At 73.5% G+C, this 12,676-nt stretch carries 11 protein-coding genes; 10 read left to right on the plus strand and 1 reads right to left on the minus strand.

What is annotated here, in order from left to right; genetic code table 11:
• Positions 1 to 70: 70 nt before the first annotated feature.
• Positions 71 to 1,654, plus strand: coding sequence for an MSCRAMM family protein (locus WMF24_RS47940; RefSeq protein WP_437734200.1), 1,584 nt, complete (start codon positions 71 to 73; stop codon positions 1,652 to 1,654).
• A 154-nt stretch (positions 1,655 to 1,808) separates the two neighbouring features.
• Here the strand turns inward: WMF24_RS47940 and WMF24_RS47945 are convergent, their stop codons facing one another.
• Positions 1,809 to 3,272: a DUF4215 domain-containing protein gene (locus tag WMF24_RS47945; RefSeq protein WP_437734201.1), complete on the minus strand. Its 1,464-nt coding sequence runs from the start codon at positions 3,270 to 3,272 to the stop codon at positions 1,809 to 1,811.
• A gap of 549 nt (positions 3,273 to 3,821) precedes the next feature.
• On the opposite strand from WMF24_RS47945, the gene WMF24_RS47950 reads away from it, so the two are divergent.
• From WMF24_RS47950 to WMF24_RS47990, 9 genes are all read left to right on the plus strand, one after another.
• The gene (locus WMF24_RS47950; protein ID WP_437734202.1) at positions 3,822 to 5,126 is read left to right on the plus strand and encodes a YkgJ family cysteine cluster protein; all 1,305 of its coding nucleotides are present in this window, start codon (positions 3,822 to 3,824) and stop codon (positions 5,124 to 5,126) included.
• 178 nt (positions 5,127 to 5,304) lie between these two features.
• Positions 5,305 to 6,636, plus strand: a complete 1,332-nt coding sequence (locus tag WMF24_RS47955) for an aspartate kinase (protein ID WP_437734203.1) — start codon at positions 5,305 to 5,307, stop codon at positions 6,634 to 6,636.
• A gap of 2 nt (positions 6,637 to 6,638) precedes the next feature.
• Positions 6,639 to 7,451 carry an HAD family hydrolase gene (locus WMF24_RS47960; RefSeq protein ID WP_437734204.1) on the plus strand — a complete coding sequence of 271 codons (813 nt, stop codon included), beginning with the start codon at positions 6,639 to 6,641 and terminating at the stop codon, positions 7,449 to 7,451.
• A 14-nt stretch (positions 7,452 to 7,465) separates the two neighbouring features.
• Positions 7,466 to 8,599: an ABC transporter ATP-binding protein gene (locus WMF24_RS47965; protein WP_437734205.1), complete on the plus strand. Its 1,134-nt coding sequence runs from the start codon at positions 7,466 to 7,468 to the stop codon at positions 8,597 to 8,599.
• 78 nt (positions 8,600 to 8,677) lie between these two features.
• The gene (locus WMF24_RS47970) at positions 8,678 to 9,994 is read left to right on the plus strand and encodes an ABC transporter substrate-binding protein (RefSeq protein WP_437734206.1); all 1,317 of its coding nucleotides are present in this window, start codon (positions 8,678 to 8,680) and stop codon (positions 9,992 to 9,994) included.
• Positions 9,991 to 10,872, plus strand: a complete 882-nt coding sequence (locus WMF24_RS47975) for a carbohydrate ABC transporter permease (RefSeq protein ID WP_437734207.1) — start codon at positions 9,991 to 9,993, stop codon at positions 10,870 to 10,872. Before WMF24_RS47970 ends, WMF24_RS47975 begins: the two co-directional genes overlap by 4 nt.
• Entirely contained in the window at positions 10,869 to 11,771 is a 903-nt protein-coding gene (locus WMF24_RS47980) for a carbohydrate ABC transporter permease (protein ID WP_437734208.1), read from the plus strand. The genes WMF24_RS47975 and WMF24_RS47980 overlap by 4 nt, the downstream gene beginning before the upstream one ends.
• Positions 11,772 to 11,962: 191 nt before the next feature.
• The gene (locus WMF24_RS47985; RefSeq protein WP_437734209.1) at positions 11,963 to 12,232 is read left to right on the plus strand and encodes a hypothetical protein; all 270 of its coding nucleotides are present in this window, start codon (positions 11,963 to 11,965) and stop codon (positions 12,230 to 12,232) included.
• A gap of 178 nt (positions 12,233 to 12,410) precedes the next feature.
• Entirely contained in the window at positions 12,411 to 12,605 is a 195-nt protein-coding gene (locus WMF24_RS47990) for a hypothetical protein (RefSeq protein ID WP_437734210.1), read from the plus strand.
• The last annotated feature ends 71 nt before the right edge of the window (positions 12,606 to 12,676 follow it).

Raw genomic sequence — 12,676 nt, forward strand, 5'->3', positions numbered from 1 at the left:
CCTCTTTCTTTCTCCGTCGAGCGTCCGGCCGAGCAGCTTTGGCCAGGTCAACTCATCTGCAGGAGCAACCATGCAACGCGATACGTCGACACGGAGACCCTCCCGCCGGCCCTTCTGGGTCGCCCTCGGGCTGCTCTCGGCGGCCCTCACCGGCGTCGTCCTCTTTCTCCTCCTGCGCCCGACCGGCGAGGAGGTCGCCCGCAGCAGCGCGAAGCCCCAGACCGCCGGCGCGGAGAAGCGCGCCCGCTACCGCAACAGGGCGCTCCTCCGTGGCGCCCACGAGGCGCGGCCCGAGGCGCGGCCCACGATCGGCGGCCACGTGTACGCGACCGACGGCAGCACCCTCGCGGGCGTGACGGTCGTCGCGTCCTCCTTCGAGGTCGCCGGCAACGTGCTCACGACCGCGGGCACCGCGAAGAGCGACGAGGCCGGGCGGTTCGAGCTCACGCTGCCCGACGGGACCTACCAGCTCAGCGCGAGCGTCGAGGGCTACGGGACCACGTCCACGACGGCGCACAGCGGCCAGACGGTGAGCCTCGTGCTCCCGAAGAGCGGCGTCATCGAGGGGCGCGTGCTCGACGAGCGCGGCGAGCCCGTGCGGCGGTTCTCCATCGACGTGCTCTCGCCCGTGACGGAGGCCGACCCCGCGCCGCCGCCCCTGTTCTCCCGCGTGTTCGAGAGCCCGGACGGCTCTTACCGCGTGGCTCAGCTCCCCGCGTGGCCCTTCGTCGTGAGGGCGACGACGGCGGAGCACGCGCCGGCGTTCTCGTCGTTCGTCTCGGTGCGGCCCGGGGACGTCCAGAAGGTGGATCTGACCCTCTCCAAGGGATGTACGCTGACCGGGCGCGCCGTGGATCCGTCCGGCGCTCCGCTGCCTGGCGTGTTCGTCGACGCGGAGTCGCTGATCGCCGCCGGCCAGATGAGCAGTGTCGCCCTGGAGGCCGCGGCCCAGGCGCAGACCGAGGACGACGGCGCGTTCGTCCTGTCCAACGTGCCGACGGGCACGATCGCCGTCCGCGGCTACGACGGCGCGAACGCGGTGAGCTCGGTCAACGTCGACGTCGCCGGCTGCGACGACCTCCCGCCGGTGAAGCTCGTGATGTCGCCCGGCGGCAGCGTCGTCGGCGTGGCGCGCGGCGCCGACGGCGCGCCGCTCGCCGGCGTCCGGCTCACGCTGCTGCACCGGCCGATCGGCTTCGTGAACACGATGAGCGACGCGGAGGGCCGCTATCGCTTCGACCAGCTCCCGGCCGGCCCGATCCGCGTGATGGCGCAGTACGGAGAGCGGATGAGGCTCATCGACACCGAGGTCCAGGAAGGAAAGGAGACCGAGCAGGACGTCTCCCTGCCGCCCGGGGGCACGGGCGAGATCCGCGGCCGCGTCACGGCCGGCGGGCGCCCGCTCCCCGGGGTCCGCCTCACGCTGGCCACGCCGGTCGGCGACGAGAACTCGATAGGGCTGTACTCGCCGATCACCGCGGAGGACGGCTCGTACCGCGTGTCCGCGATCTCCCCCGGGATCTACATGATCAGCGTCGAGTCCACGACGGCCGGGGCCGGCGTGGAGGTGAAGCCGGACGAGGTCGCGACGGTGGATCTGCGGGTGGCCGACGCGCCGAGCGCCAGGGAGGCCCCGCCCCCGCCGCCGCAGTGAGCGAAGCGAAGGCGGCGATCCCCGGCCGTCCGGAGGCGGCGCCTCCCGGACGGCCGGTCCGCTTTTGTGGCGGCGACTGGCGGCGACGCGCGCCGCGCCCGGGTGACGTCGTGGGCTCCAGCGAGCCCACGCGCGAGCGCGCCCCGCCGGCGGGTCACTCCGCGGGCGCGATCGTCAGCGTGAAGGGCCCCGAGCGGGCGCCATCGTAGCTGTCCACGAAGATGTCTATCGGCGCCGCCTCGGTCACCGTCACCCTGATCGACTCGGCGGCCTCGAAGTGGCCCGGGTCATCCGCGCACGCGATCTCGCTCTCCCGGTCCGCGCAGTCGGTCCGCGCGTAGAGGACGACATCGGCCGAGCCCACCGGCGTCGCCGTGATCGTCACCTCGCCGCTCGCGAGCGGGGTATACCGATACACGACCTCCCCGCCGGCGCCGCCGCACGATCCCGTGAAGCCCTGCGTGCCCCGGGACGCGTCCCCCTCCGCCGCGTCCCCGGCGATGGGCGCCGCGGCCGCGCAGGCGGCCTCCGGGTTCACGGCGCACGCGTTCGTGCACGCGTCGTCGTCCACGGTGTTGCCGTCGTCGCACTCCTCCGCGCCGACGCGCGTCCCGTCGCCGCAGATCTCCGCCGCGAAGGCCACATCGAGGGCATACGCCGCGTCCGCGCCGTCCTTGCCCTCGATGAAGACGAAGTAGCTGTCGCCTTCCGCGACGGTCAGCTCCAGGGGCCGGTCGCCCGCGGTGAAGGCGCGAAAGCAGCCGCGGCGCGTCGCCGCGTCGGCGCAGCTGGTCTGGACGTACCAGTCGAGGTCGCCCTCGGTGGCCCTCGCCGCGAGCGCGACGATGCCCCTGGCCGGCGCGACGAACCGGAAGAGCCGCTCGTTCATGCCCGTGCCCATGGGGTGCATGCCGTCGCGGGTCGGGCAGATCGCGCCGAACACGCTGGTGCCGCCCTCCGTGGTGCCGGAGAACGTCCCCCCCGCGGACACGTCGGTCGCCCCGGTGCACGCGGCGGCGATGCTCGCGGCGCACGCCGCGTGCGCGGCGCAGTCGCGCTCCTCGCAGTCCCGCAGCCCGTCCACGTCGTCGTCCCTGCCGTTGTCGCAGACCTCGCCGGACCGGACGCAGAGCCCGAGATCGTCGTTGCAGGCGCCCTGACACTGCTGCTCGGCGTTGCAGCCGCCGACGCACGTCAGCGCGCCTTCCCCCGTCCTGTCGATGCAGGCGTGCCCCGCTCGCCCGCAGTCGGCCGTCTCTTCACACGACCTGAGGCAGATCGAGTAGTCGCCGTGGTCCGCGCACACGGCGCCGGCCTCGCACGGCAGGATGTCCGGGTGGCACAGCGAGGAGCAGTAGCCCCCCGCCCAGCCGAACTTCTGCTCCGTCAAGCAGACCCCGCCGAGACACTCGTCGTTGCTCGTGCAGGGCTCGCCGTTTCCCCTCGCCCTCGGCCGCTCGCCTCCGCCCTCCTTGCCGCCGTCACCGCCCTTGCCGCCGTCACCGCTCTGATCGTCCTGGCCGCCCTGGCCGCCCGCGCCGCCCTGACCGCCCGTGCCGGACGTCGTCCCGGGCGGCGTCGGATCCTCGCCGCCGCACGCCGCGAGCGCCAGACACATCGCTGTAACTGCAGACAGGGGAAGACCAACCCGCATCTTGTTTCTCCTGAGTGAGGGTACGGCGCTCGTAGCACGGAGCACGGCCTGACGTGCCACAACACGGGAAAAACTCAGTTCTGGCTGTACTTGTTGCGTCCATGCCGAAACGTGGTGGAAAGAAAATAGATTTTACGATCGTTCAATGCTGAGACCCTGGCGTTTCAGAATCGAAACGTGGAAGGGATGTTCCCGACGCAATGCCGCCATTTCTGCTGCGAGCTCAGGGGGCGCCGGATGGCACGCTGAGTGCTTCATAGGACGTCAGCGCCGCCGGCGCGGCCTTCGCCCCCCTGAGGCCCCGGCGGCGCTGTCTTTTTGTCCGCGGTCTGTCCGCGCTCCTCTGCCCGCTCGCCTGGCGCGTTCCCACGCTTGAGACCCCAGGTCCGCTTCGCCGGCCGGGGCCGGCCGGCAGGGCGAGCTCGGCGGGCGGGCGGCGCCGGCCGTTCGGCGCGACCGTTCGGTGGCGCGGCCAAGCGCGGGCTGCCGGCGCGTTGTATCGTCCGCCGCCCCATGGCGACGAAGACGAAGCACGCCTCTCCGGCGAAGAGGCTCCCGAAGCTTCCGGCGGAGAAGCTCTCCTCTCCTCCCGATCAGAAGTTCGCGTGCCGCGACTGCCCGGCTCGCTGCTGCCGGCTGCCCTGGAACATCCGCTTCGGCAGCGACGAGGCCAGGCGGTACCTCGAGGAGCCGTGGGTGCGGGAGCGGGTCGGGGAGGAGGGGGCGCTCGTCATCGCGCGCGGCGTCCTGCCGATGCGGGAGGAGGACGGCCGGCTCCAGTGCGTCTTCCTCGACGACGACCTGCTCTGCAGCATGCAGAAGCGGTTCGGCCACGAGTACATCCCGAAGTCGTGCCAGGCGTTCCCGTTCGGGTTCGTGCGCGATGAGAAGGACGTCGTCGTCGCGCAGCTCTCCCATCTCTGCCCGTCGATCCGCGACAACTACGGCGAGCCCGTGGCCGGCCAGCTCGCGGCGAAGCTGGAGCAGCGCGGCGACACGGAGCGGATGTCGAAGGCGCTCGCCACGCTGGGCGGCGTCATCCTGCCCCAGCCCCAGTACCTGCGCGCGGTGAAGCACTGGGAGGACGAGCTCGCGACCGACGCGTCGCCCGCCGCGACGCTGGCGCGGCTCTACGACTGGACGGCCGCCTTCGAGCGCGCCCTGCCGCCGGGCGCCGAGCGCGCGACGGACGCGTCGACCGAGGCCGCCCTCGCGCAGGCCAGCGCCGGGGAGCTCGAGCCGCTCGCGCCCCGCAAGAGGCCCTCGTTCTACGCGCGGGTGCTGTTCGCCCACCTCCTCGGCAACCTCTGCTACCCGTCGCGGGTCCGCCAGGGCCACCGGGTCGGCAAGGCCCCGTGGACGCAGCTCCACGCGCTGCGCAGCGCCTGGAACAAGGTCGCCTGGATGCTCGGGCGCGGCACCGTCGACATGCTGTTCGTCCCGAGGCCGTTCAAGCTCCAGCGGGTGAGGACGGTCGACCGGTTCCTCGACGGGGACGAGGGGGCCGCCGTCCGGGACTACCTGCGCCTCGTGCTCCAGCGCCGGCACATCTTCTCGTCGCCCCGGCACCTGCTCGCCTCGGTGCTCGACCTCTCGCTCGCAACGGTGGTGATCTCGCGCTTCGCCCGGTGCCGCGCCGCGGCCGACGGCAGGGTCAAGGTCTCGCTGGACGACGTGCGGGAAGGCATCAGCGTGGCCGAGCTCGTCCTCCTGAGCCACGCCGCCCTCGCGGAGCAGAGCAAGCTCATGAAGAACCTGCGCTGGCTCCTGCTCACGAAGCGCGAGAGCTTCCGGGCGCTGCTCGCAACAGAAGCCTGACGCGGTCTGACGCGGTCTGACGCGGCCCGGTGTCCGGGGGCCCGAGGCGTGACGCCCATGTGCGGCGATCGGCGCCCTGGATGGCGCCCAAGGAAACCCCCGCTTCCCTCCTCGCGTGGCGGCCGGCCCTGACTATCATGCGGCGCCGCCGGGCCGGCAGGCCCATGGAGGCACGCGCATGATCGTCATGAAGTTCGGCGGCAGCTCGGTCGAGAGCCGCGCGCAGATCGAGAAGGTTCTCCACATCGTCAGAGCCCGCCTGGCCCGCCGACCCGTCGTCGTGAGCTCCGCCCACAAGGGCATGACCGACGCGCTGATCAACGCCGCCAAGCTCGCCGCCACCGGGCGGCTCGACCCCTCCGTCCCGCTGGCCAGGCAGCGCGCCGTCGCCGAGTCGCTCGGCTGCGCGCCCGAGCTGCTCGCGCCGTTCTACCAGGAGATCGAGGATCTCCTGCGCGGCATCAGCCTCGTCAAGGAGCTCAGCCCGCGGAGCCTCGACTACATCGCGAGCTTCGGCGAGCGCATGGCCGTGCGCTGCATCGCCGACTTCTTCGCCCGGAGCGGCGTCCCGGCCCGCGCGTACGACGTCTGGGACCTCGGCTTCATCACCGACGCGAGCTTCGGCCGCGCGCGCCCGCTGCCCGGCTTCGACGCCCGCGTGAAGGCGATGTTCGCCGAGCGGGTGCCCGAGGGCGTCGTCCCGATCGTCACCGGCTTCGTCGGCCGCAACGAGGCCGGCGAGATCACGACCGTCGGCCGCAACGGGAGCGATCTGACGGCCACGCTGCTCGCCGCGGGGCTCGACGCGGAGGAGGCGCAGATCTGGAGCGACACCGACGGCGTGATGACCGCCGACCCGAGCGTCGTGAAGACGGCCCGGAACATCCCGACGATGCACTTCGACGAGGCCGCGGAGCTCGCGTTCTTCGGCTCGCGCGTGCTGCACCCGTCGACGCTCCTGCCCGCCATGGAGAAGGGCATCCCGGTGCGGGTGCTCAACACGAACCGGCCGGATCACCCCGGCACGGTGATCGACTTCAACACGGACGCCGCGTCGCCGGCCGTGACGAGCATCGCGTACCGCGAGCGGCAGGTGGTGCTCAAGATCAGCTCGACCCGGATGTTCGGCGAGGTCGGCTTCCTCGCGCAGGTCCTCGCCGTGCTGGCCCGGCACGAGGTCGTGATCGACGTCATCACGACGTCCGAGGTGTCGGTCTCGATGACCACCGACGACCTCGGCAAGCTCGGCCGCGCGCTGCCCGAGCTGGAGCGCTTCGGCACCTGCGAGGTCCTTCCCAACCGGACGACGCTCGTGATCGTCGGCCAGGGGCTCCCCCGGCAGAAGGGCGTCGCGGCGCAGGTGCTCGAGGCGATGGCCCAGGCCGGGGTCAACGTCGAGATGCTCAGCTACGCGATGGGGAGCATCAACCTGTGCATGGTGATCGACGACGCGAGCGTGGCGCCCGCGGTCGCGGTGCTGCACCGCTCGCTGTTCGAGAAGGCGAGCTGACCGTGCCGACGGCAGCACACCCCGACGGCGGCGGGGCGCCCACCATCCCGCGCGAGAGCACGAGCGACATTCTGCGGCGCCTCCAGGCCGAGCGCGGCGCGGCCGGCGCGGGCGCGGCGCTCGCCTTCGACGCGGACGGCACCCTCTGGGCGGGCGACGTCGGCATCGACCTGTTCGAGGCGTTCCTCGCGGGGCGCCGCGCGCGGCCCGAGGCGGAGGCGGCGCTGCGCGCCGAGGCCGAGGCGTTCGGCGTCGCCGCGGAGGGCGGCGCGCACGAGATCGCCAGCGCGCTCTACGCGGCGTTCGTCGCCGAGCGGTACCCGGAGGACCGGGCCTTCGCGATGATGGCGTGGGCCTTCGCGGGGTGGCGCGAGGACGAGCTCGCCGGCCTCGTCGACAGCGTGCTCGAGGAGAAGGGGCACGCGGGGCGGATCCGGCCGGCGCTCTTGCCGATCCTCGAGTGGGCGCGGTCGAACGGCGCGCCGGTGTTCGTCGTGTCGGCGTCGCCGCGCTTCGTGATCGAGCGCGCCGTCGCGCCGCTCGGCATCGCCCCCGAGCGGATCGCCGCGATGACCCCGGCCGTCCGCCAGGGCCGGATCGCCCCCGAGCTCGGCGCGCCGGCGACGTACGGCGAGGGGAAGACCCGGGCGCTCGAGCGCATCTTCCCCGAGCTCGCCGTGCTTGCGGCCTTCGGCGACAGCGCGTACGACGCCGCCCTGCTGAGGACGGCCCGGGTGCCCGTCGCTGTCTCCCCGAGCCCGAAGCTGCTCGCGGTCGCGGCGTCGATCCCGGGGCTCCTCCTGCTCGACTGCTAGCTGCTGCTGCCGCCATGGCCACCCTCTCGCTCCGCGGCCTGACCCGCCGCTTCCCGAACGCCGAGCGCCCCGCGCTCGCCGGCCTTTCCCTCGAGGTCGAGGACGGCGAGCTGCTCGTGCTCGTCGGCCCCTCCGGCTGCGGCAAGTCGACGGCGCTGCGGCTCATCGCGGGCCTCGACAGCCCCGACGGCGGCACGGTGTCGATCGGCGGCCGCGACGTCGGCCGCGTGGCGCCGGAGGACCGCGACGTGGCCATGGTCTTCCAGGGCTACGCGCTGTACCCGCACATGACCGCGCGCGACATCATGGGCTTCCCGCTCCGGATGCGCGGGGTCGGCAAGGCCGAGCGCGCGCGCCGCGTCGAGGAGGCGGCGGCGCTGCTCAGCATCGGCCACCTGCTCGACCGGCGGCCCGGCGAGCTGTCGGGCGGCGAGCGGCAGCGCGTGGCCATGGGCCGCGCGATCGTGCGCGCGCCGGCGGCGTTCCTGTTCGACGAGCCGCTGTCGAACCTGGACGCCGCGCTGCGCGCCGAGCTCCGGGTCGAGCTCGCGGCGCTCGTGCGCCGGCTCGGCACGACGTCGGTCTACGTGACCCACGACCAGGTCGAGGCGATGACCATGGGCGACCGCATCGCGGTGCTCCGCGCCGGCGAGCTCCAGCAGGTCGGCCCGCCGCGCGCCATCTACGAGGCGCCGGCGAACGTGTTCGTGGCGGGGTTCCTCGGCACGCCGGCGATCAACCTGATCGCGCTCGAGCGCTCCGGCGCGCTGTACGAGAGCGCGGCGCTCGCGCTGCCCGCGCCGCCGGGCGTGGCGCTGCCCGACCGGGCCATCGCGGGCGTGCGGCCGGAGCACCTGCGCGTCTCGCTCGGGCCCGAGGCCGCGGCGGGGGCGCGGGTGGAGGGCGAGGCGGGGGCGCGGGGGGCGGCGGACGAGGTGGAGATCGCGGCGCGCGTCGTCGTCGCGGAGCCGCTCGGCGCCGAGACGTTCCTGTACCTCGACGCCGGGGGGACGCGGCTCAGGGCGCGGGCGCACGGCTTCGCGACACCCGCGCCGGGGGAGGCGGTGCGCGCGCGGCTCGACCCGCGCGCCGTGCTGTGGTTCGACGCCGGCTCCGGCGCGCGCATCGCCCCGCAGGCCGCGCCATGAGCCGGGGGGCCGCGCCATGAGCGGGGCGCCGTCCCTGTCGCGCCGCGACGCGCTGCCCATGAGCCGGGGGGCCGCGCCATGAGCCGGGCGCCGTCCGTGTCGCGCCGCGACGCGCTGCGGGCGCTCGCCGCGTCGATCGCCGCGGCCGCGGCAGGCCCGGCCGGCTGCGCGCGGCGGTCGCCGGACGGGCGCGTCGAGGCCTCGCTGTGGTTCGCGTACGGCGGCAAGAACCGCGAGGTGCTCCTGTCGCTCATCGACAGGTTCCACGGCGAGCAGGGCCGCTACCGCATCGAGGCGGTGTACCAGGGCGACTACTTCGAGGCGCTCGCCAAGCTGCGGACCGCGCTCGCCGCGCGCGCCGCCCCCGCGCTGACCCACGTCGTCGGCGAGGTGGTGCCGTACCTCGCCGAGGCGGGCGCGCTCGAGCCGCTCGATCGGTTCATCGCCGCCGCGCCCGGCGGCGATCTCGACGTCGTCGAGGCGCTCGGGCAGTCGGGCACGTTCGTCGGCGGGGGCGAGCGCCCGCTCGTGTGCCTGCCGTTCAACCGGTCGACGCCGATCGCCTACTACAACCGCGGCGTGTTCCGCGAGCTCGGGCTGTCGCCGCCGACGACGTGGGACGAGCTCCGCGCCGCGGCGGCGCGGCTCTGCGTGCGCGACGGGGGCGGCACGCGGCGGTGGGGCTTCGAGTGCCCGATCGACTGGTGGTTCTGGGCGGCGCTCGTGGGGCAGGCCGGCGGAGACCTCTTCGGGCCGGACGGCGCGCCGACGCTCGGCGGGGAGGCGGGGGTGCGCGCGCTCCGGTTCTGGCAGGCGCTCGTGCACGAGGACCGCACGATGAAGCCGCCGCCGGGCCGCGACTACAACGCGTGGCAGGTGACGAACACCGACTTCCTCGCGGGCCGGGTCGCGATGATCTGGACGTCGACGGCGTTCCTCCGCTACCTGGAGGACAACGCGGGCCAGGCGGGCGCGGGGCGCTTCGAGGTCGGCGCGGCGCCGCTGCCGCGCGACGTGCGCGCCTCGGTGCCCACGGGCGGCACGATGTTCGTGATGCCGCGGGGCGCGGCGCCGGCGGCGCAGGAGGCGGCGTTCGCGTTCCTCCGCTGGATGATGCAGCCGGAGCAGGCGAACGCCTGGGCGACGCGCACGGGCTACATGCCCGTCTCGCGGCGCGGCCTCGAGGCGCTGTCGCAGGGCGGCTACTACGCCGCGCACCCGAACGACCGCGTCGCCGTCGACCAGCTCGCGCACGCGGCGCCGTGGCCGTGGTCGCCGGAGCTGTTCCGCGTCCAGCGCGAGGCGGTGCAGCCCCGGCTCGAAGAGGCGGTGCTCGCCCCGCGCGACGCCGCCGAGACCCTCTCCGAGGCCGTCCGCGCGGCGCGCGAGCGATGAAGCCGAAGCACCCCCTCTCGCCCTACCTGCTGCTCTTGCCGACCGCGGCCTTCCTGGCCGTGTTCTTCCTCGTGCCGCTCCTGCTGGCGGCGAAGAACAGCCTGTACGCGTGGGACCTGCTCACGCCGCCGCGGTACGTGGGGCTGCGGAACTACGAGGTCCTCGCCGCGAGCGGCGAGCTCACCGGGACGCTCCTCCGCACGCTCGGCTACAGCGCCGTGGTCGTGACGCTCTCCGGCTCGCTGGGGCTCGCGCTGGCGGTGGCGCTCGACCGGCCGGGGCGGGTCTACGCGTTCGTGCGGGGCGCCGTGTTCAGCGCCTACGTCGTGTCGTGGGTCGCCGTGGCGCTGCTCTGGATGTGGATCCTCGACGCGGACGGGGTGCTCTCGGCGGCGCTCCGCGCGCTCGGGTTGCCGACGATGAGCTGGCTCGGCGATCCGCGCTCGGCGCTGCTCGCGCTGGCGGCGGTGAGCGTCTGGAAGATCACCGGGTACGCGATGGTCATCTTCCTGGCCGGGCTCCAGGACATCCCCCGCGCGCTGCACGAGGCGGCGGCGCTCGACGGGGCCGGCCCGTGGCGGCGGTTCCGCCACGTGACCTGGCCGCTGCTCCGCCCGAGCGCCGCGTTCGTCGCGACGACGAGCCTCATCCTGTCCTTCCAGGCGTTCGATGTTGTCCGCGTCATGACCCAGGGCGGGCCCGTCAAGGCGACGACCCTGTTCGTCTACGCCATCTACGAGCACGTCTTCGTGAACCTGCGGGTCGGCCGGGCGAGCGCCATGATCGTGATCTTCTTCGGGTTCTTGCTGGTGCTGACGGTGCTTCAGCTCCGGGCGCTCCGCGCCGGCGCGCCGCGCGAGGGGAGGCGGCCGTCGTGACCGCGGGGCAGCGCGGCGGCGCTGGGCGCGCGGGGCAGCGCGGCGGTGCGGGGCGCGCGGGGCAGAGCGGCGGTGCGGGGCGCGCGGGGCGGTCGCCGCGGCGCCTCGTGTCGGATGTCGTGCTCGTCCTTGTGGCTTTCGCGTGGCTCGGTCCGTACGCGTGGATGACGGTCACCTCGCTGAAGACGCTGCCCGAGATCACCCGCGCCCCGGCCTACCCGCTGCCGCAGGCGTTCCAGCTCGGCGCTTACAGCGAGGTGCTCCAGGCGGTGCCGGTGATGCGGTATTTCGCCAACACCGTGTTCATGGCGACGGCGATCGCGCTCTTGCAGATCGCGCTGGCGCTGCCGGCCGGCTATGCCCTCGCGAAGCTCCGGTTCACCGGGCGGAGCGTGGCGTTCGTCCTCGTGCTCTCGTGCCTTCTCATCCCGGCGCAGGTGACGTTCGTCCCGGTGTTCACGATGCTCGGCTCGGTCGGCCTCGTGAACACGTTCGCCGCGCTGATCTTGCCGTTCGGGGTCAGCGCGCTCGGGACGTTCCTTGTGCGCCAGGCGCTCCTCTCGGTCCCGGACGAGATCATCGAGGCGGCGAGGATGGATGGGGCGGGCGAGCTCAGGATCATCTACCTGATCCTCGGCCCGATGCTGCGGCCGACGCTCTCGGCGCTGTTCCTGTTCAGCTTCGTCTTTCACTACAACGATTACTTCTGGCCGCTCGTCATGACCACCGACGATGACGTGCGCACGCTGCCGCTCGCGATTGCCCTCCTGCGGGAGCAGGGGACGGGGGTCCGCTGGCACGTCGTCATGGCCGGCAACGTCCTCCTGAGCCTGCCGGTGCTCGCCGTGTTCGCGGCGGCGCAACGGCAGCTCCTGCGCGCGGTGACGGCGCGGGTCTGACGGCGCGGATCCGAGGACGGCGCGGACCACCGCGCGGATCCGAGCGCCCGGCCGCCGGTGCGCGGATTGTTCCCGTCCGGATGCCCTCTGTTCTGGCCCGGTCATCGCACCGGCCCGCGACGGCAAGCGCAGCGCCGGAGCTCGCGACGGCAAGCGCAGCGCCGGCCAGGCGCCGCCGAAGGAGATCGACGATGACGACGACGACGACCCAACCGATCATGCAGAAGGAAGAGGGCAAGGTCACCACGAAGATCGAGGAGAAGACCGGCAAGGTTCCGTCCGGCGCTTATCTCGGGCTGGCGATCGGATCCATGGTGCTCTCGGCCGGCTTCATGCTCGCCGGCAAGAAGCAGATAGCGAACTTCGTCGGCCAGTGGGTGCCATCGCTGCTCGTGATCGGCATCTACAACAAGCTGGTCAAGATAGAGCACGAGATGGGGTTCGGCGGCGCCTACCGCTGACGGCGGCCTCGACAGAATCGGAGCCGGAGGACGACGCCCCGATCGCGTGGAACGACGGCTCCCGGCCGGATGACGACGGGCTCGTCGCCGGATGACGACGGGTTGCTCGCCGGATGACGACGGGTCCCGGCCGGATGACGGCGGGTTGCTCGCCGGATGACGACGGGCTGCTCGCCGGATGACGACGGCTGCGGGCGGGATGCCGACGCCGCTCGGCCGGGTGCCGACGCCCTCCGGCCGGATGACGACAGGGGTCAGCGCGGATGCCGATGGCTCCGGGCCGGATGCCGATGGCTCCGGGCCGGATGCCGATGGCTCCGGGCCGGATGCCGATGGCTCCGGGCCGGATGCCGATGGCTCCCTCGCGGCATGACGACGCCCTCCGCCGCAACGCCGGCGGGGCCGTGCGCTCCGTCTCGCCCGCCGAGCGCCGCGCCGTCGTGA

Source organism: Sorangium sp. So ce1335, assembly GCF_051521615.1.
In the GTDB taxonomy this organism is placed as follows: domain Bacteria; phylum Myxococcota_A; class Polyangia; order Polyangiales; family Polyangiaceae; genus Sorangium.

What these genes read in the sequence shown, in the direction of transcription:
- WMF24_RS47955 (WP_437734203.1), top strand. Translation starts at nt 5,305, where the DNA reads ATGATCGTCATGAAGTTCGGCGGCAGCTCGGTCGAGAGCCGCGCGCAG.
- WMF24_RS47970 (WP_437734206.1), top strand. Translation starts at nt 8,678, where the DNA reads ATGAGCCGGGCGCCGTCCGTGTCGCGCCGCGACGCGCTGCGGGCGCTC.
- WMF24_RS47985 (WP_437734209.1), top strand. Translation starts at nt 11,963, where the DNA reads ATGACGACGACGACGACCCAACCGATCATGCAGAAGGAAGAGGGCAAG.
- WMF24_RS47975 (WP_437734207.1), top strand. Translation starts at nt 9,991, where the DNA reads ATGAAGCCGAAGCACCCCCTCTCGCCCTACCTGCTGCTCTTGCCGACC.
- WMF24_RS47990 (WP_437734210.1), top strand. Translation starts at nt 12,411, where the DNA reads ATGACGACGGCTGCGGGCGGGATGCCGACGCCGCTCGGCCGGGTGCCG.
- WMF24_RS47965 (WP_437734205.1), top strand. Translation starts at nt 7,466, where the DNA reads ATGGCCACCCTCTCGCTCCGCGGCCTGACCCGCCGCTTCCCGAACGCC.
- WMF24_RS47945 (WP_437734201.1), bottom strand. Translation starts at nt 3,272, where the DNA reads ATGTGTCTGGCGCTCGCGGCGTGCGGCGGCGAGGATCCGACGCCGCCC.
- WMF24_RS47940 (WP_437734200.1), top strand. Translation starts at nt 71, where the DNA reads ATGCAACGCGATACGTCGACACGGAGACCCTCCCGCCGGCCCTTCTGG.
- WMF24_RS47950 (WP_437734202.1), top strand. Translation starts at nt 3,822, where the DNA reads ATGGCGACGAAGACGAAGCACGCCTCTCCGGCGAAGAGGCTCCCGAAG.